Here is a 24,097-nt window from a genome sequence, read left to right on the forward strand (position 1 = left end):
CTCGGCGCCTGGCCTCTTGACCATTGACTCAGGGATCCGGACATGGAACTGGTTGTAAAAAGCGTCAGCCCAGAAACGTTGAAAACCGCCACACTGGTAGTCGCCGTCGGTGAAAACCGCAAGCTTGGCGTGGTCGCCACCCAGCTCGATACCCTGAGCGGCGGGGCCATCAGCGCCGTACTCAAGCGCGGCGACCTGGCCGGCAAGGTCGGCCAGAGCCTGTTGCTGCAAAACCTGCCCAACCTCAAGGCCGACCGCGTGCTGCTGGTGGGCGTGGGCAAGGACGCTGAACTGGGCGACCGTCCATTCCGTAAAATCATTGCTGGCGTGCTGGGTACCCTCAAGGGCCTTGGCGGCGCTGATGCCACCCTGGCGCTGGACGAGTTGGTGATCAAGGGCCGCGACAGCTACGGCAAGAACCGCTTGCTGGCCGAAACCCTGGTGGACGGCGAATACCAGTTCGACCAGTTCAAGAGCCAGAAAGCCGAACCCCGCGCCCTGAAAAAAATCACCGTACTGACCATCAAGGCTGCCCAGGCTGAAGTCCAGCGTGCCGTGACCCACGCCACCGCGATTGCCAACGGCATGGCGTTCACCCGCGACCTGGGCAACCTGCCGCCGAACATCTGCCACCCAACGTTCCTCGGCGAACAAGCCAAGGCACTGGGCAAGGAGTTCAAGGGCCTGAAGGTCGAAGTCTTCGACGAGAAGAAGATCAAGGACCTGGGCATGGGTTCGTTCTATTCCGTCGGCCAGGGCAGCGCCCAGCCGCCACGCCTGATCGTGATGCAATACAACGGTGGCAAGAAATCCGAGAAGCCGTACGCACTGGTCGGCAAGGGCATCACCTTCGACACCGGCGGCATCAGCCTCAAGCCGGGCGCGGGCATGGATGAGATGAAGTACGACATGGGCGGCGCCGCAAGCGTGTTCGGCACCCTGCGCGCGGTGCTCGAACTGCAACTGCCGATCAACCTGGTGTGCATCCTGGCCTGCGCCGAGAACATGCCCAGCGGTACGGCCTCGCGTCCGGGCGACATCGTCACCACCATGAGCGGCCAGACCGTGGAAATCCTCAACACCGACGCCGAAGGCCGCCTGGTGCTGTGCGATGCCCTCACCTACTCCGAGCGCTTCAAGCCGCAAGCGGTGATCGACATCGCGACCCTGACCGGCGCCTGCATCGTCGCCCTCGGTTCCCACACCTCGGGCCTGCTGGGCAACAACGATGAGCTGATCGGCCAACTGCTCAGCGCCGGCCAACAGGCCGACGACCGCGCCTGGCAGTTGCCACTGTTCGACGAGTACCAGGAACAACTGGACAGCCCGTTCGCCGACATCGCCAACATCGGCGGCCCGAAAGCCGGGACCATCACCGCAGCCTGCTTCCTGTCGCGCTTTACCAAGAACCTGAACTGGGCGCACCTGGACATCGCTGGCACGGCATGGACCAGCGGCGGCAAGGACAAGGGTGCCACCGGTCGTCCGGTGCCCCTGCTGACCCAGTACCTGCTGGACCGCGCCAAGGCCTGACACCAATGACCGTCGCTGGCGTCACCCTCGGGTGGCGCCAGCGGCGGCTCAGGAACCGCAATGACCAAAGTCGATTTCTATATCCTGCCCAGCGCCGACCCGTCGGCGCGGCTGGATTTTGCCTGCAAGCTCGTTGAAAAAGCCTGGCGCATGGGGCACCGCATCTACCTGCATTGCAGCGATGCCGCCCAGCGCGAGGACCTGGACGCACGCCTGTGGGCCTTCAAGGGCGAGAGCTTCGTGCCCCACGGCCCGGCCGAGAGCGAACCCGAAGGGTTGATCGTGCTGGGGCTGGGGGATGACTGCGGCCAGCACCAGGACCTGCTGGTAAACCTCGACCTGAAAGTACCGGCCTTTGCCCAGCGCTTCGCCCGTGTGGCGGAAGTGGTGGTCGAAGACCCGGCCATCCGACAAGCCGCGCGGGAGAGTTTCCGTTTCTACCGCGAACAGGGCTATCCTCTGCAAGACCACCGTTTACAGCGACTCTGAGCCCTACGATGGACACTCCAAAACCGCCACAAAAACCCGCGCACCTGCTGGATGACCTCGAGTCGATCCGCCAACTGCTCGGCGACGACAACCTGCAACCGCCGCTGCTGACCGACACGGTCGTGCACGAGCCGGTGCATGATGAACAGATCCCCCTGCTGTTCGACCCGATCAACGGCCAGCCGGAACCCAAGCCTGCCGCCAAGACCGAAGTCAAAGGGCCCGACGCCCTGCTGCACCTGGACCGCGAACTGCGCGCTGCGGCGCAGTTGATCATGCAAGACGTCATCGACGACTTCGCCCCGCACATCGAGACCGAGATCAAGCGCCGGCTGGATGCGCGGATGGAGCGGTTGCTGAGCCAGTACGAGTAACCCCGAGATTTACTGACTACCGAACACCTTGTGGGAGCGAGCTTGCTCGCGATAGCAGTGTGTCAGTCAACATCAATGTTGCTGATCTACCGCTATCGCGAGCAAGCTCGCTCCCACATTGTTCGGTTGCGCCCACAAGCCATCTGCCAAGCTTCCAGCTTGCTGCATGTGGCTTGCACCAGCCCCGCCCGCTATACTTCCCGGCTTTTCCTGAATAAATGCCAATAGGGTCCCGCCGCGCATGGATAAGACCTACCAGCCGCACGCCATTGAAACTTCCTGGTACAACACCTGGGAGTCCGAGAATTATTTCGCTCCGCAAGGCGCGGGCGATTCCTACACCATCATGATCCCGCCGCCGAACGTCACCGGCAGCCTGCACATGGGCCACGGTTTCAACAACGCGATCATGGATGCGCTGATCCGTTTCCGGCGCATGCAAGGTCGCAACACCTTGTGGCAGCCGGGCACCGACCACGCCGGTATCGCCACGCAGATGCTGGTGGAGCGCCGCCTCGAAGCCCAGGGCCAGAATCGCCATGACCTGGGCCGCGAGAAATTCCTCGAGAAAGTCTGGGAATGGAAAGACGAGTCCGGCGGCAACATCAGCCGCCAGATCCGTCGCCTCGGCTCGTCCGTGGACTGGAGCCGCGAGCGCTTCACCATGGACGACGGTCTTTCGGAAGCGGTGAAGGAAGCCTTCGTGCGCCTGCATGAGGACGGGCTGATCTATCGCGGCAAGCGCCTGGTCAACTGGGACACCAAGTTGCACACGGCCATTTCCGACCTCGAAGTGGAGAACCACGACGAGAAAGGTTTCCTGTGGAACCTGAAGTACCCACTGGCCGACGGCGCCAAGACCGCCGAAGGCAAGGATTACCTGATCGTCGCCACCACGCGTCCGGAAACCATGCTGGGCGACTCCGCCGTGGCGGTGAACCCGAACGATGAACGCTACCAGGCGCTGATCGGCAAGTTCGTCGAACTGCCCCTGGTTGGCCGTCGTATCCCGATCATCGGCGACGACTACTGCGACCCTGAATTCGGCACCGGCTGCGTGAAAATCACCCCGGCCCACGACTTCAACGACTACGAAGTCGGCAAACGCCACAACCTGCCGCTGCTGAACATCTTCGACAAGAACGCCAACATATTGCCGGCAGCCCAGGCATTCAACCTCGACGGCACGCTGAACGAAAGCGTCGACGGCCAGATCCCGGCCGAATATGCCGGCCTGGACCGCTTCGAAGCACGCAAGCAGATCGTCGCGGCGTTCGATGCCGCCGGCCTGCTGGTCAGCGTCGACGACCATGCCCTGAAAGTCCCGAAAGGCGACCGCTCGGGCACCATCATCGAACCGTGGTTGACCGACCAGTGGTACGTGTCCACCAAGCCGCTGGCTGAGCCTGCGATTGCCGCTGTCGAAGACGGCCGCATCCAGTTCGTGCCCAAGCAATACGAAAACATGTATTTCTCGTGGATGCGCGACATCCAGGATTGGTGCATCAGCCGTCAACTGTGGTGGGGCCATCGCATTCCGGCCTGGTACGACGAGTCGGGCAAGGTCTATGTCGGCCGTGATGAAGCCGAAGTCCGCGCCAAGCACAACCTCGGCCCGGACGTGGCGCTGCAACAGGACAACGACGTCCTCGACACCTGGTTCAGCTCCGGCCTGTGGACCTTCTCCACCCTGGGCTGGCCGCAGCAGACCGAATTCCTGAAGAAATTCCACTCCACCGACGTCCTGGTCACCGGCTTCGACATCATTTTCTTCTGGGTCGCCCGGATGATCATGTTGACCATGCACCTGGTGAAGAACGAAGACGGCACGCCGCAAGTGCCGTTCAAGACCGTCTACGTCCACGGCCTGGTGCGCGACGGCCAGGGCCAGAAGATGTCCAAGTCCAAGGGCAACGTCCTGGACCCGCTGGACATCATCGACGGCATCGACCTGGAAACCCTGGTGCAGAAACGCACCTCCGGCCTGATGCAGCCGAAACTGGCAAAGCAGATCGAGAAAGCCACCCGCGAAGAATTCGCCGAGGGCATCGCCAGCTACGGCACCGACGCCCTGCGTTTCACCTTCTGCTCGCTGGCGTCCACCGGTCGCGACATCAAGTTCGACATGGGCCGCGTCGAAGGCTATCGCAACTTCTGCAACAAGATCTGGAACGCTGCGCGCTACGTGCTGGATAAAGGCGAAGACTGCGGCCAGAACGGCGAAGCCTTTGAACTGACCCTGGCCGATCGCTGGATCATTTCGCAGTTGCAGCGCACCGAGGCCGAAGTGACTCGCCAGTTGGACCAGTTCCGTTTCGACCTGGCCGCGCAAGCCTTGTACGAGTTCATCTGGAACCAGTATTGCGACTGGTACCTGGAACTGTCCAAGCCTGTGCTGTGGGACGAAAACGCCCCGGTCGAACGCCAGCGCGGCACCCGTCGCACCCTGGTGCGCGTGCTGGAAGTGGCCCTGCGCCTGGCGCATCCGTTCATGCCGTTCATCACCGAGGAAATCTGGCAGCGCATCGCACCGCTGGCAGGCGCCCAAGGCAAGACGATCATGCTGCAACCTTGGCCGGTGGCCAACGAAAGCCGCATCGATCCGGCGGCTGAAGACGACATCGAGTGGCTCAAGACCTTCATGCTGGGCCTGCGTAACATCCGCGCCGAAATGAACATCGGTCCGGGCAAGCCACTGGCCCTGTTCCTGAAGAACGCCAGCGCCGAAGACCTGCGCCGCCTCAACGAAAACGAGGCGTTGCTCAAGAAACTGGCGAAGCTTGAATCGGTGACGGTCCTGGCAGCCGGCGAAGAAGCACCACTGTCGGCCACCGCCCTGGTTGGCGAGATGGAAGTGCTGGTGCCAATGGCGGGCCTGATCGACAAGGCCGCGGAACTGGCGCGCCTGGACAAGGAAATCCTGCGTCTCAAAGGCGAAGTGCAGCGGGTCGGCGGCAAGCTGTCCAACGCCGGCTTCGTCGACAAGGCGCCGGCCGAAGTCATCGAGAAGGAACGGGCCAAACTGGCCGAGGCGGAACAGGCCTTGGGCAAGCTGGCCGAGCAGCACGCGCGGATCGCCAGCCTGTAACAGCGGTTCGCAATGAAAAAGGAGGTCCAGTTGGACCTCCTTTTTCATGCCTGTCACTTTCCTTTTCAGGTATCGCAAAACCCATGTGGGAGCGAGCTTGCTCGCGATAGCGGCGGATCAGCCAACCCATATGCCAACTGACACACTGCTATCGCGAGCAAGCTCGCTCCCACATTTAAACCACGCAGTCATCAAGACCGGGCCGGATGTGGGACAATGCCCGCCACTTTTTGAGCCATCCCCGAATCGACCCGCCCATGACCGCCCCCCGCACACCCAAACCTGCCCGCCAGAAGCCCAAGTCCGCCCCGGCGGCTAAAACCGTGGCGCCGCGTGAAAAAGCCAGCCTGCATCCGCGCAACCGCCACCAGGGCCGCTACGACTTCCCAGCGTTGATCAAGAGCACGCCGGAACTGGCAAAGTTCGTGATCATCAACCCCTACGGCAAGGAAAGCATCGACTTTGCCAGCCCTGAGGCCGTGCGGGTATTCAACCGGGCGCTGCTCAAAGCTTTCTATGGCATCGCCCACTGGGATATCCCGGCCGACTATCTGTGCCCACCGGTGCCAGGGCGGGCGGACTATGTACATTTCCTCGCCGATTTGCTCGCCAGCCACAACGAAGGTGAAATCCCCCGTGGGGCGGCGGTCAAGGTGCTGGACATCGGCACCGGCGCCAACTGCGTTTATCCATTGATCGGCTACAGCGACTACCGCTGGCACTTCCTCGGTTCGGAGATCGATCCAACGGCCATCGCCTCGGCCAAGGCCATCGTCCAGTCCAATGGGTTGAACAAAGCCATCCAGTTGCGCCAGCAAGCCAACCGCAAGCAGATTCTCCTGGGCCTGCTGGACGACACCGAACGTTTCGACCTGACGATGTGCAACCCACCGTTCCATGCCTCCCTGGAGGAAGCCACCAAGGGCAGCCAGCGCAAGTGGCGGGCACTGGGCAAGGCCGATCCGAAGCGCAAGCTGCCGGTGCTGAATTTCGGCGGTCAGGCTGCGGAGTTGTGGTGCGAGGGTGGGGAAGCCCGGTTCGTGACGCAACTGATCGGCGAAAGCGCGCAGCTGGCCGGGCAAGTGCTGTGGTTCAGCACCCTGGTGTCGAAGGCGTCGAACCTGCCGGCGATTCAAACCGCGCTGAAAAAGGCCGGGGCGCTGCACAGCCAGGTGGTGGAGATGTCCCAGGGCCAGAAGCAGAGTCGTTTCGTGGCCTGGACCTTCCAGACCCAGGCCCAGCAACAGGCTTGGCGCCAGTCGCGTTGGGTTCGCAAGGATTAGAAAGACACCTACAGGTGGTTTTCAAGGCAATAAAAAACCGTGCCCGGATCGCTCCGAGGCACGGTTTTTTTTTACTGCGGTCTTACTTGTTGACCGCGTCGGTCAGGCCTTTGGCCACAACCAGCTTGATCACTTTCTTGGCAGCGATTTCGATGGCAGCGCCAGTCGAAGGGTTGCGGCCGGTACGGGCAGGACGCTCGGTGACTTTCAGCTTGCCAACACCTGGCAGAGTGATTTCGCCGCCATTTTCCAGCTGATCGGCAACGACTTGGCCCAGTTGGTCCAGCAGCGAACGCACGGTAGCTTTTGGTGCGTCTACAGATTCAGCCAAATCAGCGATCAGTTGGTCTTTAGTAAGAGCCATGTAGTGTTCCTTCCCTATCAAATTCATATGGATTGCAGAGTGCAGTGTCAGCCATCGAGCCCGATCTCTCTTGATCAGGCACCCTCGGCAATCACCGCGACGGATCGGGGTAATAGATGCCGAAAACCGGGATTGGTTCGACCTGACAGATGCTGAATGCACGCTTAACGCAGTGACTTCGCGTAAGACCGGGCAAAACTAGCACAACGCCTCTGAAATATCCGCCTCTAGCTACCCATTTGGTCAGCTTTCTTGCGCTAAAACGTTAAAAAAATGCATATAGGGTGTCGGACGGGTCTGAAAGGGCCTTTGCCGGGTTCCAAAACCAGTGATTGCGGTACACTGGGGCCTTTTTCGGGGAGCGCGCCCTCCTCTCTTTCATCAGCCGAGAAATCCATGCCGATCCGTCATTGCATCGTCCACCTGATCGACAAAAAACCCGACGGCACCCCAGCTGTGCTCCATGCCCGCGACTCCGAACTGGCAGAGTCCACGGCCATCGAGAACATGCTCGCCGACCTCAACGAAAGCTATAACGCCAAGCAAGGCAAGGCCTGGGGCTTTTTCCATGCCGAGTCCGGGGCGCATCCGTTCAGCGGCTGGCTGAAGGAGTACCTGGACGGCGGCAAGGACTTCACCGCCTTCAGTCGCGTGGCGGTGGAACACCTGCAAAAGCTGATGGAAGAGTCCAACCTGTCGGTGGGCGGCCACGTGCTGTTCGCTCACTACCAGCAAGGCATGACCGACTACCTGGCCATCGCCCTGCTGCACCACAGCGAAGGCGTGGCGGTGACCGATGAGCTGGACGTGACCCCGTCCCGCCATCTGGATCTGGGCCAGTTGCACCTGGCGGCGCGGATCAACGTGTCGGAATGGCAGAACAACAAGCAATCGAAGCAGTACATCTCGTTCATCAAGGGCAAGAACGGCAAGAAGGTCTCGGAGTATTTCCGTGATTTCATCGGCTGCCAGGAAGGTGTCGACGGCCCCGGCGAGACTCGCACCCTGCTCAAGGCCTTCAGTGACTTCGTCGAAAGCGAAGACCTGCCGGAAGAGGATGCCCGGGAAAAAACCAAGACCCTGGTCGACTACGCCAGCAGCCAGGCCAAGCTCGGCGAGCCGATGGGCCTGGAAGAACTGTCCGAACTGATCGACGAAGATCGCCCGAAAGCCTTCTACGACCATATCCGCAACAAGGACTACGGGTTGTCGCCGGAAATCCCGGCGGATAAACGCACTCTCAACCAGTTCCGTCGCTTCACCGGTCGCGCCGAAGGCTTGTCCATCAGCTTCGAAGCGCACTTGTTGGGCTCCAAGATCGAGTACGACGAAGAGGCCGGCACGCTGATCATCAAGGGCCTGCCCACGTCGCTGACCGACCAGCTCAAGCGTCGCAATTGATGTTTGGTGGGGTGCTGAAGAAATTCCTGCTGATTCTGCTGGTGGTGGTGGCCTATCAGAACTGGGGCAAGATCGAGCGGGTGTTCAACCCGTCACAGATGGTTTCCGAGCAGATCCGCAGCAACGCCCGCGTCGTGCTGTATGCCACCGCCTGGTGCGGCTACTGCAAGGCAACCCGGCGGTTCCTGGATGAGAAAGGTGTGCCGTTTCGCGAGTTCGATATCGAGAAGGACACCGAGGCGCGCAAGACTTATGAGGCGCTGGGTGGCCGGGGGATTCCGATCCTGGATGTGAACGGTACGTTGATTCGTGGATATGAGCCGGAGAATATTCTCAAGGCGTTGCCCGCGATATAGGTTTGAGGGCCTCATCGCGAGCAAGCTCGCTCCCACACAGTGATCGGCGGCAAACGCAGATCCTGTGAACCACACACCTATCCTGTGGGAGCGAGCTTGCTCGCGATAGCGGACCAACATTCAACATCAATATCGACTGATCTGGCGCCATCGCGAGCAAGCTCGCTCCCACAAGGTCATTCGTTGTTCATCGAGCCTCGATCCGGAAGCCAAACCGCGGAAAGTGCACATGCACCACCCCGCCCCGCTCGTCTTCGCGACGCAGAATCAATTCTTCGCTGCCAGCAAACAACAACTCCCCGGCCACCGGATCGACGCCATAGTCGGTCGCGGCGATGGTCACCTGCTGCCCTGCCGTGAACCCGTTCGGCTCGTCGAATACCTCATCCGGCAGCGCTGCCGGCGTAGCGTTGCGGGCAACGTCCAAGGCTTCTTCGGCACTCATCTGGCTCGAGGCACCATGGCCGAAACCCAACACCCGCGCCAACCATGCCGAGACAGCAGGATACGCATCCACCAGCGGCGAGGTAACCGGAGTGCCCTTGAGGAACCACAGCGGATGGGCCATGGCGAAGTCGGCAATCGACGGATCACCCAACAGGAAATCGCCCTCCTCTCGCTGCAACTGTTGCTCCAGACGCGCCATGATCGTCGGCCATTGGTGCTTGGCCTGCTCGGCGGCCAAGCGCGTAGTCGTGCCGCCACTGAACAGCCCGGCACGGTCGCTGATGAACGCCTTGATCGCTTCGGGCGATAGCTTGGCGAACCGTGCCGCCACCGACTCCGGCTGGAACACCAGGCTCACCGCATGCTGGAACACCACCGAATCGGCCCACGCTGCAAAGGACGCGGCAAGCATTTCCCGGCCTTCGGGGAACAGCGCCGGCGAAGCTTTTTCCTGCTCCAGGCGGCGAGCCATCAGCGACGTATCGCAATAGACATCCGCGCCGACCTGCAACACCGGCGTCTTGCGATAGCCACCCGTCAACGCCGTAAGGTCAGGCTTGGGCATCATCGGCGGGATGTTCACCGAACGCCAGGACAGCCCCTTGAAGCCCAGCAGCAGCCGGGCTTTTTCCGCGAAAGGAGACGTTGGGTAATGATGAAGGATCAGCTCTGACATGAGATTAGCCACTGCAGGAATGAAGTCTTACAGCTTAGCGCGCCTGATCGGGACAGCCTACCGGCCTGATAAAGGCCTATCAGCCCGGCTGATTGAGCGACAGCGCACTGGCCACCAGGCATTCCTTGGCGCTTTTCTTGAGCTTTTTGATCAGCCGCTCCTGGCGCAGGGCCTCGCCCTTGTCGCGACAAGCCTCGGTGTACACCAGGGCCACTGCCGGGCTGGAAAGGAAGAAGCGTGCCCCCTTGCCGCTTTGATGCTTGGCGAAACGCCGCACCGGGTCATCACTGACGCCGCAGTACAGCGAACCGTTGGCGGCCCGCACCAGGTAGACAAACCAGGGTTTGTCCGCTTCGGTGGGACCTTGTGCAGGCAGATCGGGAGAGAGGGTGGCGGTCGTCACTAGATGTTCAACAGGTCGGTAAAGACAAGCCGCGATCTTATCAGCGACTGGCCTGGAACGCCCGCAGCCCCTTGAGGGCCTGGGCCCTGACGGCGTTGCGTACCAGTGGTGTCCAGCCCAGCAACAGGCCCTTGGCACCCAATGCCTGGCGAGACCAGCGCCACAGATCGAAGTTGTCGTGGTGCTCGCAGATCTTGCCGTCGCGAAAAACGAAGCGCGCCTGAATGTCATTGATCACAATGTTGCCGGTCTGGCTGAACAAGTACGTCGCCACCCAATGGGCACCACCGGTACGCTCATCGCTGCGCACGTTATCGAAGGTCAGGGAAAAGTCCTTGGCCCGGGTCGTCAGCATGCGCCACATGTCGCCGGCATCGCGCCCGCGCAGCTCGCCGAACGCCGGGTCGCTGAACAGCACGTCGTCGGTGTAGCAAGCGCTCATGGCTTCGGCGTCCAGGCGTTGGAAGGCCTGATAAAAACGGCTGATCAAGGCGTTGTGGGCATCACTCATGGACAGGCTCCGAAAAACGTTTCAGTAGGCCAGTACGATAATCTTCCGCCGCAGGGAAGACTATCGTCATTCGCCATGAAAATGATATCAACGAAGGTCAGTGACCCTTTCGCTGCTGACCCCGACGTACAACGCCCGGCCTGCGCCGATGCCGGCGATGATCGCCCCCAGGCCAACCAGGCCGAAGATCCAGCCCAGGGCATTCCAGCCGCCGGTCAAGTCGTGGACCACACCCACCGCGAACGGCCCCAGCGACGCCAGCGTATAGCCGAACCCCTGGGCCATGCTGGAAAGGTTGGCGGCCACGTGGGCGTCCCGCGAACGCAACACGATCAGCGTGAGCGCCAGGCTGAATGATCCGCCCTGCCCCAAGCCCAGCAGGATCGCCCAGCCCCACAAGCCATCGAGCGGCGCGTAGAGGCAACCGAACAAGCCACCCAGGACCATGAGCATGACGATCACGATGGCCAGGCGCTGGTCCTTGCCGCGCGTTGCCAACCAGGGCGCCGCGAGGGAACTGATCAACTGCACGATGACCGAACCGGACAGCACGAGCCCGGCCTGGGTCGGGGTCAGGCCACGGCCAATCAGGATCGACGGCAGCCAGCCAAAGACGATGTAGGCCAGGGACGATTGCAGCCCCATGTACAACGTCACTTGCCAGGCCAGGGGATCACGCAGCAAGCCGCGGACCCGATAAGCCACTTGGTGGGCTCCGTGTTTCCCGCCCACTTGCGGTAACCAGAACACCGCGGCCAGCAGCGCCGGGACCACCCAGAAGCCCAGGCCCAAGGCCCAGCTGTGGCCAAGCTGCTCGCTCAGCGGCACGGTCGCCCCGGCCGCCATCGCCGCGCCCAGGCACAAAGCCATGGTGTAGACACCGGTCATGGTGCCGGCCTGTTTGGCGAAGTCGCGCTTGACGATGCCCGGCAGCAGCACGCCGATCACACCGATACTCGCGCCGGCCAGGATGCTGCCGACAAACAGCCCGACCTGACCGAAGGCGCTGCGCAAGACAATCCCGCCCGCCAGCGTCAACAAGATCCCCAGCACCACGCGCTCGGCACCGAAGCGCCGCGCCAGCACCGGCGCCAGCGGCGCGAACAGGCCCAGGCAAAGCACAGGCAATGTGGTCAGCAAACCGGCCTGGGCAGCCGACAGGCCGAGGCTTCTTGACACTTCGCTGAGCAACGGCGCCATGCTCGACAACGCCGGACGCAAGTTCAGCGCCACCAGGATCAACCCGAGCAGCAACAGCCAGGGGCGGCGCACCAACGGATGGTGCTGCTGGGCCTGCTCATCGTCGGCCTCGGCGTCGATCAACAGTTCTTCGAGTTCGGCGGCGCGTTTGGGCGCCGTCGAAGTGGCAGGGTCAAGCAGATCGCGGGACATGGAAAACTCGGGTTCGGGGCTCAGGGTTTCAAGCACTCAGGGTTCATTGATCAATTGGCGGCACAGGGACTTGGCCCGTTGCGGATCCTGTTGCTCGACGGCTTCAAGGATTTCGACATGCAGGTCGAACACATGTTGATGGCGCGGGGTGATGTTGAGGCTCTGGCGCAGCTGTGCGCCGATGACGCTGGAGAAGTAGCGATAGAGTTCACTGAGCGCAGGGTTGTGCGCGGCATCCACCAGGAGGCGGTGGAACACCAGGTCGCAGGCGATGTAGTGCTCCAGGTCGCCGTGATAATGCTCGCCGCTGTCTTGCAGCGCCCGGCGCAAGGCAAGCAGATCCTCATCGGTGCGCCGCAGCGCCGCCAGGCCAATGGCCTCTACCTCCAGGATATGCCGGGTTTCCCGGGCCTGTTCCAACGAACAGCGGGACAGCACCTTGAGCGTATCCAGCGGATCAACCACTGCCCGCACGTAACTGCCGTCGCCCTGGCGGATCTCGATCAGCCCGGAAAACGCCAGCACGCGCATGGCTTCGCGCACGGTGTTGCGGCTGATACCCAGTTCCGCCACCAACTCCGGCTCGGTGGGCAAGCGCTGGCCGACGGCCCACACACCATCGCTGATACGTCGGCGCAATTGCTCCAAGGCCTGATCGACTAGGGAGCGCTTTATTAATGGAGAAATATCTGACATGGAGTCCGCCCTTTCATCCAATCATAGGATGAATTTTCTGACATGTTAGTCAGCTTCATCCCAGAGAACAAGCGCCTAGGGTTTAAGGGCAGATAAAGAGCGAGATTTTCGATTAGTCAAAATTACCCTTTGAGGGTAATTTTAGAGACAAGGTAAATGACTTCTTATGGAAAAGAGCACGCCCCATTACGAGCTGGCAGAGGTCAAGGCCGAGGTTCGCAGGTTGGGAAGCAAGGCGTTCACGATGAGCGCGCGGGAAGGCGGACGGAGGATGACGTTAAGTCTTGCCCAGATGCTGCGGATCGTTCACCTGCTGGAGTACAGGATGCTGCACAAATCGATGACCACCTATGCCGATCACTGAATCTGGCAAGACGTCTATCACACAACATTTCAGGATCGGGAGATCTACATCAAAGTGACTTACCGCCCCGGCGGTGGGCATCCGGTGATCTCCTTCAAAGAGAAAAACCAATGAAAACACAGCAATGTGTCAGCTGTGGCACAGACAAGGCGATGCATCACTTCAAGAATCGCAGCTTCTCAGTCGACTACAAGCGGGTAGCCCGACCGGTGCACGACATCGCCGGGTGGGAGTGCCAGGTCTGTGGCGAAATAGAATTCGATCACGATACCGACAGCGCCGAGCGCTATTCCAAGGCAAGCGACCAGTTGCTCGAAGACTGTCTTCAAGCCATGGGCGCAGAGATCAAGCGCATCCGTCGCAAACTGCATCTAACCCAGAAAGAAGCCGTGAAGTTACTGTCCGGCGGTGGGCACAATGCCTTTTCCCGCTATGAGCGAGGCGAGATCCCCCCACCTCAACCGCTGTTCATGCTGATGCGCCTGCTGGATCGTCATCCGCACCTGATGGCCGAGATCCAGATCCTGGACGAAGGCACCGACCTGCGGCAGTTGTTGCTTGACCGCCACCCCGAGCGCGAAACCGTGCTCAGCTCCTGAGGCGAAGAAAACGCAGGCAAAAATAAACCCGGACAAGTCCGGGCTTATTTCACTGCCTAAGGCCGGATCAATGCAGGATCTGGCTCAGGAACAGCTTGGTGCGGTCATTCTGCGGGTTGTCGAAGAAGTCGTTCGGCGCGGCCTGTTCGACGATTTCACCCTTGTCCATGAAGATCACGCGGTTGGCCACGGTGCGGGCGAAACCCATTTCGTGGGTCACGCAGAGCATGGTCATGCCGTCTTCGGCCAGGCCGATCATGGTGTCCAGCACTTCTTTCACCATTTCCGGGTCGAGGGCCGAGGTCGGCTCGTCGAACAGCATGATTTTCGGTTTCATGCACAGGGCACGAGCGATGGCCACGCGCTGTTGCTGACCGCCGGAGAGCTGGCCCGGGTACTTGTTCGCCTGCTCTGGAATGCGCACGCGCTCCAGGTAATGCATGGCGATTTCCTCGGCCTTGCGCTTGGGCATCTTGCGTACCCACATCGGCGCCAGGGTGCAGTTCTGCAGGATGGTCAGGTGCGGGAACAGGTTGAAGTGCTGGAACACCATGCCGACTTCACGGCGGATCGCTTCGATCTGCTTGAGGTCGTTGGTCAGCTCCACGCCGTCGACCACGATGCGGCCCTGCTGGTGCTCTTCCAGGCGGTTGAGGCAGCGGATGGTGGTGGACTTGCCGGAGCCCGACGGGCCGCACAGCACGATACGCTCGCCCTGCTTGACGTTCAGGTTGATGTCTTTCAACACGTGGAACTGGCCGTACCACTTGTTGACGCCCTGCATCTGAATAATGCCTTCAGGGCTCACAGGCTGTTTGATCGCTTCACTCATAAACTACGCTCCTAACGCTTGTGGCCAGTGTCCAGCTTGCGTTCCAAATGCATGGAATAGCGGGACATACCAAAACAGAAAATCCAGAACACCAGGGCGGCGAACACATAGCCTTCAGTGGCCATGCCCAGCCATTTCGGGTCGGCGGCAGCTTGTTTCACGCTGTTGAGCAGGTCGAACAGGCCGATGATGATCACCAGGCTCGTGTCCTTGAACAACGCAATAAAGGTGTTGACGATACCCGGGATCACCAGCTTCAGGGCTTGCGGCAGAATCACCAGGCCCATGCTGCGCCAGTAACCCAGGCCCATCGCCGCGGCCGCTTCGTACTGGCCCTTGGGAATGGCTTGCAGGCCACCACGCACCACTTCGGCAATGTAGGCCGACTGGAACAGGATCACCCCGATCAACGCCCGCAGCAGCTTGTCGAAGTTCATGCCTTCAGGCAGGAACAGCGGCAGCATCACCGAGGACATGAACAGCACCGTGATCAATGGCACGCCGCGCCAGAACTCGATGAAGGTCACGCAGACCACGCGAATCGCCGGCATGTTCGAACGACGGCCCAACGCCAGGACGATGCCTAGCGGCAGTGCACCGACGATACCGACGGTAGCGATCACCAGGGTCAGCATCAGGCCGCCCCATTGGCTGGTCGCCACGGCGTCCAGGCCGAACACGCCGCCGTGCAGCAGGCACCAGGCGATGATCGGATACAGCACCAGGAAACTCAGGCCGTAGATCGCCTTGCGCGGGAAGCGCGAGATGAACAACGGCGCCACACCGATCACTGCCAGCCATACGGTCAGGTCGACGCGCCAGCGCAGATCCGTCGGGTAATAGCCGTACATGAACTGACCGAAACGCTGCTGGATGAACACCCAGCAGGCGCCTTCCTTGGTGCAGTCGGCGCGGGTGGTACCGACCCAGTTGGCATCGAGGATCGCCCAGTGCAACAGCGGTGGAACGATCAGGTAGATCAGGTAGAACGCAAACAGGGTCAGCAGCGTGTTGATCCAGCTGGAGAACATGTTGGCGCGCATCCACGCCACCACGCCGATGCTGCTGCCCGGCGGGGGCATGTCTGGTTTGAAAGTATGAGTCGTCATGCGCGTTTCCTCACCGCTCGATCAGCGCAATGCGCTTGTTGTACCAGTTCATCAGCAACGAAATGCTGATACTGATCGCCAGGTACACACTCATGGTGATCGCAATCACCTCGATGGCCTGGCCCGTCTGGTTCAACACTGTGCCGGCAAACAGCGAAACCATTTCCGGGTAGCCGATACCGGCCGCCAGGGAGGAGTTTTTCGCCAGGTTCAGGTATTGGCTGGTCAACGGTGGAATGATCACGCGCAGGGCCTGCGGGATGATCACTTTGCGCAGGGTCGGACCGTTGCGCAGCCCCAGGGAACGGGCGGCTTCGGTCTGGCCGTGGCTGACCGACTTGATGCCCGAGCGTACGATCTCGGCGATGAAGGCCGCGGTGTACACGGTCAAGGCCAGGGTCAAGGCCAGCAGTTCCGGGATCAGCACCCAGCCACCGACGAAGTTGAAGCCCTTGAGCTCCGGCATTTCCCAATGCACCGGCGCACCAAAAAGCAGCGCGCTCAACGCCGGGATCACCAGGAACAGCGCCAGGCCGACCCAGAATTTATGAAACGGCTCGCCAGTCGCTTCGAAACGCTTGTTGGCCCAACGCGTCATCAGCACGATGGCGACGATCGCCAGCACAACACTGATCACGAACGGCCAGAACCCTTCGGCCATCAGCGCGGCAGGCATGTTCAGGCCCCGGCTGCTGACAAAGAAGGTGTCGCCAAAGTTATGGGCGGCCCGCGGTCCTGGCATGCTCAGGAATACCGCGAAGTACCAGAACAGGATTTGCAGCAGTGGCGGGATATTACGGAAAACCTCGACATAAACGGTTGCCAGCTTGGAAATGATCCAATTCTGCGACAGCCGTGCCACACCGATGATGAACCCCAGGATAGTTGCCAGGATCACGCCAATGAACGTGACCAGCAGCGTGTTGAGCAACCCGATGACAAAGACCCGGGCATAGCTGTCCGCTTCGGTGTAGTCGATCAGGTGTTGGGCGATGCCGAAACCGGCACTGCGTTCCAGGAAGCCGAAACCGGAGGTGATGCCTCGGTGCTGAAGATTGGTTTGTGTGTTATCGAACAGAAACCAGCCCAGCGCGATAACCGCCACGACAGTGACGATTTGAAATACCCACGCACGCACTCGTGGATCGCTGAGGCTGAGCCTCTGCTTAGGTGCGCCGATTGAATTTTGCATGAAGTGCCCCGCAAAGAATGGAACAGAACATCACCCGGTGGTTGGCCCACCGGGTGATAGAACCATCAGCGCACTGGTGGTGCGTATTGAATGCCGCCGGCGTTCCACAGAGCGTTCAGGCCGCGGTCGATTTCCAGCGGAGTGCCCTTGCCGAGGTTGCGCTCGAACATTTCACCGTAGTTGCCGACCTGCTTGACGATCTGCACAACCCAGTCTTTCGGCAGTTTCAGGTCTTTGCCGTATTCACCATCAGCGCCCAGCATACGAGCGACATCAGGGTTCTTGGTGGACTTGGCTTCGGCCTCGACGTTCTTCGAGGTCACACCAGCTTCTTCAGCGTTGAGCAAGGCGTAGCCAGTCCAACGGACAATGGCCAACCACTCGTCGTCGCCGTTACGCACGACTGGGCCCAGGGGCTCCTTGGAAATGGTTTCCGGCAGAACCACGTAGTCCTTTGGCGAAGCCAGCTTGCTGCGCTGGGCGAACAGCTGGGATTTGTCCGAGGTCAGCACGTCGCAACGACCGGATTCCAGCGACTTGGCGCTTTCATCGGAGGTGTCGAAAGTGATCGGGGTGTACTTCAGGCCGTTGGCGCGGAAGTAGTCGGAAACGTTCAGCTCGGTGGTGGTACCGGCCTGGATGCAGATGGTTGCACCGTCCAGTTCCTTGGCGCTTTTGACGCCCAGCTTGTTGTTGGCCAGGAAGCCGATGCCGTCGTAGTAGGTGATGAAGCCTGGGAATTTCAAGCCCATGCCCGCGTCACGGGAGCTGGTCATGGTGGAGTTGCGCGAGAGCATGTCGATTTCGCCCGATTGCAGCGCGGTGAAGCGCTCCTTGGCGTTCAACTGGCTGAACTTGACCTTGGTCGCATCGCCAAATACAGCAGCGGCCACGGCACGGCAGAAATCAGCGTCGATACCGACGATCTTGCCGGTCGAATCAGGCACCGAGAAACCCGGCAGGCCATCACTCACACCACATTGCACAAAACCTTTTTTCTGCACGGCATCCAGAGTTGCACCCGCCTGAGCGAACCCGCTGACACCAAGGACTGCTGCTGCAGTCATGACGGCCAGGGTGGATTTCAGTAACTTCATTCAAACCTCCAGTTTTGCTCTTGTTGTGTCGGAGCTCGAGTCCTGTCGCACCCTTTTGGGGCATTGCCGACCCTTGTTGGCTTTTTTTAGGGTCAACCGACGTCTGGACCTTCGCTATGAGTCTAATAATGAGGATGTCCGTAAACAGTGGTCATGCCCATCTCTCACCAATCGGCCGAACGGGCTGTAGCCCTTCACGTTCGCGAAGCCCGTAGCGGCTACTGGCGAACATTCATCACCGGATTTCTGATATCCCATGCGTCGCGGTGAACTGATAGTGTTACCGCACAGCGTAAGAATCATCACTCGGGTACACCCATAGCAAAGCCCGTACCAGACCGCTGCGCTTAGCCCTTGTAAAACACGTCAAGACAAAAACTTTCAACTTTGCGACATCTAATTAACTGAGACACCGGACACGCACTGTAATCACGCACTGATTGGGCGCGCCCGCACAGATTTGGAGCACAACCATGACCGACCCCCTGATTCTCGAGCCCAGCGGCACTGCCGACGCGTGCGTTATCTGGCTTCACGGCCTGGGCGCCGATCGTTTTGATTTCCTGCCAGTCGCTGAAATGTTGCAACAAAGTTTGCTCACCACACGTTTCGTTCTACCCCAGGCACCGACCCAACCAGTAACGATTAACGGCGGCTACGCCATGCCCAGTTGGTACGACATCCGGGCCTTGAGCCCGGCGCGGGCCATTGACGAACAGCAGCTCGAAGCCTCGGCACAACGGGTCATCGACCTGATCGAAACCCAGCGAGCCAGCGGAATAGACGCCTCGCGGATTTTCCTGGCGGGTTTCTCCCAGGGCGGCGCGGTGGTCTATCACACGGCATTCGTGAAATGGCAGGGCCCGCTGGGCGGCGTGGTCGCGCTGTCTACTTATGCACCGACTTTCAGCGATGAGTTGCAATTGTCGGCCAGCCAGCAACGTATTCCAGTCCTGGCGCTGCACGGGCAATACGACGAAGTGGTACTCAACCCCATGGGTCGGACCGCAAAAGAGTATTTGAAGCAGCATGGTGTCACCGTGACATGGCAAGAATACCCAATGGGCCACGAAGTGTTACCCGAGGAGATTCGCGACATCGGCACCTGGCTGGCCGAGCGGTTGCGCTAAGAGGCTGATCGCCACGCCGGTCCTTTGACGATCACACTACGCCGCGCCCGTTTCTTGCATTACACTGGCCGGCGTACATTCCTTAACCAATCGATGAGATGACCGTGCTCAAAGCACTCAAGAAGATGTTCGGTAAAAGCGAGGCCGAGCAACTCGCGCCTGGCTCCACTGCGCCGACCCACGGCCCGAGCCGTACCGATGCGCAACAACCGCGCCGGGCGGCACCTGTTGCACAGGCAACAAAAGAACCCGTCGCCCAGCCTGTTACGGCCCCCGAGCCCGAGAAACCACGCAACGAAACCCCCAGGCCACGGCGCGAACGCGCACCGAAACCGCCGGTCGTCGCCTGGAAGCTCGAGGACTTCGTCGTAGAACCCCAGGAAGGCAAGACCCGCTTCCACGATTTCAAGCTCGCCCCGGAACTGATGCATGCCATCCAGGACCTGGGTTTCCCGTATTGCACGCCGATCCAGGCGCAAGTGCTCGGTTACACCCTCGCCGGCAAAGACGCCATCGGTCGCGCTCAGACCGGCACCGGCAAGACCGCCGCATTTCTGATTTCCATCATCACCCAGCTGCTCCAGACCCCACCGCCCAAGGAACGCTACATGGGCGAACCGCGGGCGCTGATCATCGCGCCGACCCGCGAGCTGGTGGTGCAGATCGCCAAGGACGCCGCCGACCTGACCAAGTACACCGGCCTGAACGTCATGACGTTCGTGGGTGGCATGGATTTCGACAAGCAGCTCAAGCACCTCGAAGCCCGTCACTGCGACATCCTGGTCGCCACGCCGGGCCGCCTGCTGGACTTCAACCAGCGCGGCGACGTGCACCTGGACATGGTCGAAGTGATGGTGCTGGACGAAGCCGACCGCATGCTCGACATGGGCTTCATCCCGCAAGTGCGCCAGATCATTCGCCAGACTCCACCGAAAAGCGAACGCCAGACCCTGCTGTTCTCCGCCACCTTCACCGAGGACGTGATGAACCTGGCCAAGCAGTGGACCACCGACCCTGCCATCGTCGAGATCGAAGCCGAGAACGTCGCCAGCGAAAACGTCGAGCAACATATCTACGCAGTCGCCGGGGCCGACAAGTACAAGCTGCTCTACAACCTGGTCAACGACAACGGTTGGGAGCGGGTGATGGTGTTCGCCAACCGCAAGGACGAAGTGCGCCGCATCGAGGAACGCCTGGTGCGCGATGGCGTCAACGCGGCCCAGCTCTCGGGCGACGTGCCGCAACACAAGCGCATCAAGACCCTCGAAGGTTTCCGTGAAGGCAAGATTCGCGTGCTGGTGGCCACCGACGTGGCCGGTCGTGGTATCCACATCGACGGCATCAGCCACGTGATCAATTTCACCCTGCCGGAAGTGCCGGACGACTACGTGCATCGCATCGGCCGTACCGGTCGTGCCGGGGCCGCGGGGGTTTCGATCAGCTTCGCCGGTGAGGATGACTCCTACCAGTTGCCGTCGATTGAGGCGTTGCTGGGGAAAAAGATTAATTGCGAAACTCCGCCGACGCATCTGTTGCGACCGGTCGAGCGCAAGCGCCCTTAGCATCGAGACGGACGCAGAGCGTCCATGAGGCATTCCCACGCAGAGCGTGGGAATGATCAGCGCAGCCAAGACAGGCTGCGCTTTTTTTTGCCTGGGGATATTGCTCGATTAAACTAAAAGTCCATAATGGACAAATTAGTTTACGCAAGCATCCGGAGCCCCCATGTCCAGCACGCCCCATGTGATGACCCAAGCCCAGGCCCGAGAACTGCTCGGGCAAATCGACGTGCCGCACATCCTGCGCAAGCTGTTCCGTGATCTCGCCGCTGGACAAGCGGTGCAGCCACCCCAGCAACTGGTGGTGTTTCCACAGGGCGCCGGGGACTTCATCAACTATCTGGGTGTGCTGGCTGAAGACCAGGTCTACGGGGTCAAGACCTCGCCCTACATCGTGCGCGAGCAAGGTCCGCTGGTGACCGCCTGGACCTTGTTGATGTCGATGCAGACCGGCCAGCCGCTACTACTGTGCGATGCCGCCGAGTTGACCACCGCTCGCACCGCTGCCACCACGGCTGTTGCCGTCGATGCCCTCGCCCCGCACACCGCCCGGCGCCTGGCGGTCATCGGTAGCGGTGCGGTGGCGCGGGCACACGTGCAATACGTCAAGGGCCTGCGGGACTGGCAAGCTATCAGCCTATATTCGCCAGGCCTGAAGACCAAGTCGGCACAAGAACTTGCCTCCATCACCGACCTGGACCCGCGCCTGCACATCGCCGACAGCCTTGAAGCGGCGCTGCACGACGCTGATGTGGTGATGCTCTGCACCTCGTCCGCCAAAGCGGTACTCGACCCGCAGGCCCTGGGCAAACCGGCGCTGATCACCTCCATCAGCACCAACGCCCCACGCGCCCATGAAGTCCCCCCTCAAAGCCTCAACGACATGGACGTGTTCTGCGACTATCGTCAGACCACCCCAGGCTCGGCCGGTGAAATGCTGATCGCCGGCGAAGAGCATGGCTGGGAGGCGTCGAGCATCGTCGGCGATTTGCCCGAATTACTCAGCGAACACGTGGCGCGTCCCGACTACCAACGCCACGTGTTCTTCCGCTCCATTGGTCTGGGCCTGGAAGATGTTGCGCTGGCGAATGCCCTGTATCGACTTCACAACTGACACCCCCCATTCCCTTGTGGGAGCGAGCTTGCTCGCGATGGCGGTGGGTCAGTCACCTTCAATATCGACTGTCAGGCCGCCTTCGCGAGCAAGCTCGCTCCCACAGGGGTCTTCGAGTTCCCGGGCACATTCTTCGCAGGAGAATTCATGAAACAAGCAGATTTCATCATCATCGGCGGCGGCATTGCCGGTGCATCCACCGGTTACTGGCTCGCCCCCCACGGCCGTGTGATTGTGCTCGAACGCGAATCCCATCCGGCCTACCACTCCACCGGACGCTCGGCGGCGCTGTATACCGCCGCCTACGGCACCCCTCAGGTGCGGGCGCTGACCCAGGCCAGCCGGGATTTTTTCGACGCCCCGCCGACCGGTTTCTGCGAACACCCCTTGCTGACCCCACGGGGCGAAATGACCGTGGACTTCACCGGTGACCCGGCCGAGTTGAACAACCAATACCTCAGCGCCAAGGCGACGGTGCCGCAGATGCAACTGCTCAGCGCCGACGAGGCCTGTGTGCGGCTGCCGATCCTGCGACGGGAGAAAGTCCACGGAGCGATCTACGACCCCACGGCCTGCGACATCGACACCGATGCACTGCACCAAGGCTACCTGCGCGGTATTCGTCGCAATGGCGGTGAAGTGCACACCGACAGCGAAGTCCAGCAATTGAGCCGCGATGATCAGGGGCTGTGGCAGGTGAAGACCGCCAACCAGACGTTCACCGCACCGATCCTGATCAATGCTGCCGGCGCATGGGCCGATCACATTGCCGAAATGGCCGGCGCCCGGAAGCTGGGGTTGCAGCCCAAGCGGCGCGCAGCGTTCATTTTTGCCGGGCCCGAGGGCGTGGACATCCATGACTGGCCGATGCTGGTGAGCCTGGACGAATCCTTCTATATGAAGCCTGACGCCGGCATGTTCCTCGGCTCGCCAGCCAACGCCGACCCGGTGGAACCTCATGACGTGCAGCCGGAAGAGCTGGACATCGCCATGGGCATCTACCAGATCGAAGAAGCCACTACCCTGACCATCCGCCGCCCGACCCGCACCTGGGCCGGCTTGCGCAGTTTCGTGCCCGACGGTGACCTGCTGTCCGGTTTCGATCCGCAGCTGCCCGGGCTGTATTGGGTCGCAGCCCAGGGTGGCTACGGCATCCAGACCTCACCGGCCATGGGCCAGGCCAGCGCGGCGCTGGTGCGTGGCGAACCGCTGCCCGAGGCCCTGGCCCGTTTCGGCCTGAACAGCGCCATGCTGTCACCCGAACGCCTGGGCTGAGCCACCTTGAGGTGACGCATCGCCACGATTGCGGCACACTCCCCCGCGCCCCTGTTCCACGGGGCGCTGACGCTGCCTGGAGCCCTGTCATGACTGCCTCGCCACCCGATCCGGCGCTGGAAAACTTCCGCACCATCGCCGACGCCATCGCCACGCTGTTCTACCCCCACGCCGAAGTGGTGCTGCACGACCTGCGCACCCAGAAAGTCGATTACATCGCCAATAACCTGTCCAAGCGCGAAATTGGCGATGACTCGTCCCTGGAAGACATGCTCAGCGAGGACGTCAGCGAACGTAATATCGGGCCCTACGAAAAGCTGAACTGGGACGGACAGAAGATTCGCAGCCTCAGCAGCGTACTGCGCGACGCCGACGGTCATCCGCTGGCGGTGCTGTGCATCAACCTGAATATTTCGCTGTTCGAGAATGCCAAGGCCGCGCTGGATCTGTTCCTGTCGCCGAGCAAGTTGATCCCCCAGCCCGACTCACTGTTTCGCGATGACTGGCAGGAACGGATCAACACCTTCCTGCATGCCTGGATGCGCGAGCGTCAGTTGAGCCTGAACCTGCTGACCCGCGACCACAAACGCGAGCTGGTGCTGGCGCTGCATGCCGAAGGCGCATTCAAGGGCAAGAGCGCGTCCAACTACGTGGCCAATGTGCTGAATATGGGGCGGGCGACGGTGTACAAGCATTTGAAGGAGCTGAAGGGCTGAAATCTGCTTTGCCAGGTCTGCCGCCTTCGCGAGCAAGCTCGCTCCCACACTGGATCTTTGTACCCAGGTCCCCTGTGGGAGCGAGCTTGCTCGCGAT

23 protein-coding genes and 1 pseudogene are annotated in these 24,097 nt (G+C 61.0%); 14 read left to right on the top strand and 10 right to left on the bottom strand.

What is annotated here, in order from left to right; translation table 11 throughout:
* Positions 1–42: 42 nt before the first annotated feature.
* From KI235_RS24365 to rlmF, 5 genes are all read left to right on the top strand, one after another.
* A complete protein-coding gene (locus KI235_RS24365; protein ID WP_003205280.1) occupies positions 43–1,533 on the top strand; it encodes a leucyl aminopeptidase in 1,491 nt (496 codons plus the stop codon).
* A gap of 60 nt (positions 1,534–1,593) precedes the next feature.
* Entirely contained in the window at positions 1,594–2,022 is a 429-nt protein-coding gene (locus KI235_RS24370) for a DNA polymerase III subunit chi (protein WP_003205282.1), read from the top strand.
* 8 nt (positions 2,023–2,030) lie between these two features.
* The gene (locus KI235_RS24375) at positions 2,031–2,396 is read left to right on the top strand and encodes a hypothetical protein (RefSeq protein WP_003205284.1); all 366 of its coding nucleotides are present in this window, start codon (positions 2,031–2,033) and stop codon (positions 2,394–2,396) included.
* A 241-nt stretch (positions 2,397–2,637) separates the two neighbouring features.
* Entirely contained in the window at positions 2,638–5,484 is a 2,847-nt protein-coding gene (locus tag KI235_RS24380) for a valine--tRNA ligase (RefSeq protein WP_003205286.1), read from the top strand.
* Between the two features lie 257 nt (positions 5,485–5,741).
* On the top strand, positions 5,742–6,767 hold the full coding sequence (rlmF, locus tag KI235_RS24385; protein ID WP_212795341.1) for a 23S rRNA (adenine(1618)-N(6))-methyltransferase RlmF: 1,026 nt from the start codon (positions 5,742–5,744) through the stop codon (positions 6,765–6,767).
* Positions 6,768–6,849: 82 nt separating this feature from the next.
* On the opposite strand, the gene KI235_RS24390 is transcribed toward rlmF, so the two are convergent.
* Complete coding sequence (locus KI235_RS24390; RefSeq protein WP_003205289.1) at positions 6,850–7,131, bottom strand: HU family DNA-binding protein; 282 nt, start codon at positions 7,129–7,131, stop codon at positions 6,850–6,852.
* A 396-nt stretch (positions 7,132–7,527) separates the two neighbouring features.
* Here KI235_RS24390 and yejK point away from each other — a divergent pair, with 396 nt between their 5' ends.
* Both yejK and KI235_RS24400 read left to right on the top strand, forming a co-directional pair.
* On the top strand, positions 7,528–8,532 hold the full coding sequence (gene yejK / locus KI235_RS24395; RefSeq protein ID WP_003205290.1) for a nucleoid-associated protein YejK: 1,005 nt from the start codon (positions 7,528–7,530) through the stop codon (positions 8,530–8,532).
* Complete coding sequence (locus KI235_RS24400) at positions 8,532–8,888, top strand: glutaredoxin family protein (RefSeq protein WP_212795342.1); 357 nt, start codon at positions 8,532–8,534, stop codon at positions 8,886–8,888. Before yejK ends, KI235_RS24400 begins: the two co-directional genes overlap by 1 nt.
* Before the next feature lie 187 nt (positions 8,889–9,075).
* Here KI235_RS24400 and KI235_RS24405 read toward each other — a convergent pair whose 3' ends face one another.
* The 5 genes from KI235_RS24405 to KI235_RS24425 form a co-directional block, all read right to left on the bottom strand.
* Complete coding sequence (locus KI235_RS24405) at positions 9,076–10,011, bottom strand: glutathione S-transferase family protein (protein ID WP_039013874.1); 936 nt, start codon at positions 10,009–10,011, stop codon at positions 9,076–9,078.
* A gap of 79 nt (positions 10,012–10,090) precedes the next feature.
* A complete protein-coding gene (locus KI235_RS24410; protein WP_003205293.1) occupies positions 10,091–10,414 on the bottom strand; it encodes a GIY-YIG nuclease family protein in 324 nt (107 codons plus the stop codon).
* A 40-nt stretch (positions 10,415–10,454) separates the two neighbouring features.
* Positions 10,455–10,925, bottom strand: coding sequence for a nuclear transport factor 2 family protein (locus KI235_RS24415; protein ID WP_003205294.1), 471 nt, complete (start codon positions 10,923–10,925; stop codon positions 10,455–10,457).
* Positions 10,926–11,012: 87 nt separating this feature from the next.
* Positions 11,013–12,317, bottom strand: coding sequence for a CynX/NimT family MFS transporter (locus tag KI235_RS24420; protein WP_212795883.1), 1,305 nt, complete (start codon positions 12,315–12,317; stop codon positions 11,013–11,015).
* 36 nt (positions 12,318–12,353) lie between these two features.
* On the bottom strand, positions 12,354–13,013 hold the full coding sequence (locus KI235_RS24425) for a FadR/GntR family transcriptional regulator (RefSeq protein WP_003205296.1): 660 nt from the start codon (positions 13,011–13,013) through the stop codon (positions 12,354–12,356).
* A 166-nt stretch (positions 13,014–13,179) separates the two neighbouring features.
* On the opposite strand from KI235_RS24425, the pseudogene KI235_RS24430 reads away from it, so the two are divergent.
* Together KI235_RS24430 and KI235_RS24435 are read left to right on the top strand one after the other, a co-directional pair.
* Positions 13,180–13,491 (top strand): annotated as a pseudogene (locus KI235_RS24430) (type II toxin-antitoxin system MqsR family toxin).
* Positions 13,488–13,976: a type II toxin-antitoxin system MqsA family antitoxin gene (locus KI235_RS24435; protein ID WP_003205298.1), complete on the top strand. Its 489-nt coding sequence runs from the start codon at positions 13,488–13,490 to the stop codon at positions 13,974–13,976. The pseudogene KI235_RS24430 and the gene KI235_RS24435 overlap by 4 nt, the downstream one beginning before the upstream one ends.
* Before the next feature lie 67 nt (positions 13,977–14,043).
* Here the strand turns inward: KI235_RS24435 and KI235_RS24440 are convergent, their stop codons facing one another.
* The 4 genes from KI235_RS24440 to KI235_RS24455 all read right to left on the bottom strand — a co-directional run bounded on the left by KI235_RS24440 (position 14,044) and on the right by KI235_RS24455 (position 18,206).
* Positions 14,044–14,808, bottom strand: a complete 765-nt coding sequence (locus tag KI235_RS24440) for an amino acid ABC transporter ATP-binding protein (protein WP_003205299.1) — start codon at positions 14,806–14,808, stop codon at positions 14,044–14,046.
* Between the two features lie 11 nt (positions 14,809–14,819).
* On the bottom strand, positions 14,820–15,917 hold the full coding sequence (locus KI235_RS24445) for an amino acid ABC transporter permease (protein WP_003205300.1): 1,098 nt from the start codon (positions 15,915–15,917) through the stop codon (positions 14,820–14,822).
* Between the two features lie 10 nt (positions 15,918–15,927).
* On the bottom strand, positions 15,928–17,109 hold the full coding sequence (locus tag KI235_RS24450; protein ID WP_003205301.1) for an amino acid ABC transporter permease: 1,182 nt from the start codon (positions 17,107–17,109) through the stop codon (positions 15,928–15,930).
* A gap of 65 nt (positions 17,110–17,174) precedes the next feature.
* A complete protein-coding gene (locus tag KI235_RS24455) occupies positions 17,175–18,206 on the bottom strand; it encodes an amino acid ABC transporter substrate-binding protein (protein WP_003205302.1) in 1,032 nt (343 codons plus the stop codon).
* 473 nt (positions 18,207–18,679) lie between these two features.
* On the opposite strand from KI235_RS24455, the gene KI235_RS24460 reads away from it, so the two are divergent.
* The 5 genes from KI235_RS24460 (at position 18,680) to KI235_RS24480 (ending at position 24,000) form a co-directional block, all read left to right on the top strand.
* On the top strand, positions 18,680–19,336 hold the full coding sequence (locus tag KI235_RS24460) for an alpha/beta hydrolase (protein ID WP_003205303.1): 657 nt from the start codon (positions 18,680–18,682) through the stop codon (positions 19,334–19,336).
* Between the two features lie 98 nt (positions 19,337–19,434).
* Positions 19,435–20,898: an ATP-dependent RNA helicase RhlB gene (gene rhlB, locus KI235_RS24465; protein ID WP_003205304.1), complete on the top strand. Its 1,464-nt coding sequence runs from the start codon at positions 19,435–19,437 to the stop codon at positions 20,896–20,898.
* Between the two features lie 163 nt (positions 20,899–21,061).
* The gene (locus KI235_RS24470) at positions 21,062–22,009 is read left to right on the top strand and encodes an ornithine cyclodeaminase family protein (protein WP_003205305.1); all 948 of its coding nucleotides are present in this window, start codon (positions 21,062–21,064) and stop codon (positions 22,007–22,009) included.
* Positions 22,010–22,156: 147 nt separating this feature from the next.
* Positions 22,157–23,284 (top strand): FAD-binding oxidoreductase, encoded by a 1,128-nt coding sequence (locus KI235_RS24475; RefSeq protein WP_013694161.1) that lies wholly within the window; start codon positions 22,157–22,159, stop codon positions 23,282–23,284.
* Between the two features lie 89 nt (positions 23,285–23,373).
* Complete coding sequence (locus KI235_RS24480) at positions 23,374–24,000, top strand: PAS domain-containing protein (protein WP_003205307.1); 627 nt, start codon at positions 23,374–23,376, stop codon at positions 23,998–24,000.
* Positions 24,001–24,097 lie beyond the last annotated feature (97 nt).

It is taken from the genome of Pseudomonas sp. St386 (assembly GCF_018325865.1).
Lineage (GTDB): Bacteria > Pseudomonadota > Gammaproteobacteria > Pseudomonadales > Pseudomonadaceae > Aquipseudomonas > Aquipseudomonas brassicacearum.

What these genes read in the sequence shown, in the direction of transcription:
- KI235_RS24365 (WP_003205280.1), top strand. Translation starts at nt 43, where the DNA reads ATGGAACTGGTTGTAAAAAGCGTCAGCCCAGAAACGTTGAAAACCGCC.
- KI235_RS24370 (WP_003205282.1), top strand. Translation starts at nt 1,594, where the DNA reads ATGACCAAAGTCGATTTCTATATCCTGCCCAGCGCCGACCCGTCGGCG.
- KI235_RS24375 (WP_003205284.1), top strand. Translation starts at nt 2,031, where the DNA reads ATGGACACTCCAAAACCGCCACAAAAACCCGCGCACCTGCTGGATGAC.
- KI235_RS24380 (WP_003205286.1), top strand. Translation starts at nt 2,638, where the DNA reads ATGGATAAGACCTACCAGCCGCACGCCATTGAAACTTCCTGGTACAAC.
- rlmF (WP_212795341.1), top strand. Translation starts at nt 5,742, where the DNA reads ATGACCGCCCCCCGCACACCCAAACCTGCCCGCCAGAAGCCCAAGTCC.
- KI235_RS24390 (WP_003205289.1), bottom strand. Translation starts at nt 7,131, where the DNA reads ATGGCTCTTACTAAAGACCAACTGATCGCTGATTTGGCTGAATCTGTA.
- yejK (WP_003205290.1), top strand. Translation starts at nt 7,528, where the DNA reads ATGCCGATCCGTCATTGCATCGTCCACCTGATCGACAAAAAACCCGAC.
- KI235_RS24400 (WP_212795342.1), top strand. Translation starts at nt 8,532, where the DNA reads ATGTTTGGTGGGGTGCTGAAGAAATTCCTGCTGATTCTGCTGGTGGTG.
- KI235_RS24405 (WP_039013874.1), bottom strand. Translation starts at nt 10,011, where the DNA reads ATGTCAGAGCTGATCCTTCATCATTACCCAACGTCTCCTTTCGCGGAA.
- KI235_RS24415 (WP_003205294.1), bottom strand. Translation starts at nt 10,925, where the DNA reads ATGAGTGATGCCCACAACGCCTTGATCAGCCGTTTTTATCAGGCCTTC.
- KI235_RS24420 (WP_212795883.1), bottom strand. Translation starts at nt 12,317, where the DNA reads ATGTCCCGCGATCTGCTTGACCCTGCCACTTCGACGGCGCCCAAACGC.
- KI235_RS24425 (WP_003205296.1), bottom strand. Translation starts at nt 13,013, where the DNA reads ATGTCAGATATTTCTCCATTAATAAAGCGCTCCCTAGTCGATCAGGCC.
- KI235_RS24435 (WP_003205298.1), top strand. Translation starts at nt 13,488, where the DNA reads ATGAAAACACAGCAATGTGTCAGCTGTGGCACAGACAAGGCGATGCAT.
- KI235_RS24440 (WP_003205299.1), bottom strand. Translation starts at nt 14,808, where the DNA reads ATGAGTGAAGCGATCAAACAGCCTGTGAGCCCTGAAGGCATTATTCAG.
- KI235_RS24445 (WP_003205300.1), bottom strand. Translation starts at nt 15,917, where the DNA reads ATGACGACTCATACTTTCAAACCAGACATGCCCCCGCCGGGCAGCAGC.
- KI235_RS24450 (WP_003205301.1), bottom strand. Translation starts at nt 17,109, where the DNA reads ATGCAAAATTCAATCGGCGCACCTAAGCAGAGGCTCAGCCTCAGCGAT.
- KI235_RS24455 (WP_003205302.1), bottom strand. Translation starts at nt 18,206, where the DNA reads ATGAAGTTACTGAAATCCACCCTGGCCGTCATGACTGCAGCAGCAGTC.
- KI235_RS24460 (WP_003205303.1), top strand. Translation starts at nt 18,680, where the DNA reads ATGACCGACCCCCTGATTCTCGAGCCCAGCGGCACTGCCGACGCGTGC.
- rhlB (WP_003205304.1), top strand. Translation starts at nt 19,435, where the DNA reads ATGACCGTGCTCAAAGCACTCAAGAAGATGTTCGGTAAAAGCGAGGCC.
- KI235_RS24470 (WP_003205305.1), top strand. Translation starts at nt 21,062, where the DNA reads ATGTCCAGCACGCCCCATGTGATGACCCAAGCCCAGGCCCGAGAACTG.
- KI235_RS24475 (WP_013694161.1), top strand. Translation starts at nt 22,157, where the DNA reads ATGAAACAAGCAGATTTCATCATCATCGGCGGCGGCATTGCCGGTGCA.
- KI235_RS24480 (WP_003205307.1), top strand. Translation starts at nt 23,374, where the DNA reads ATGACTGCCTCGCCACCCGATCCGGCGCTGGAAAACTTCCGCACCATC.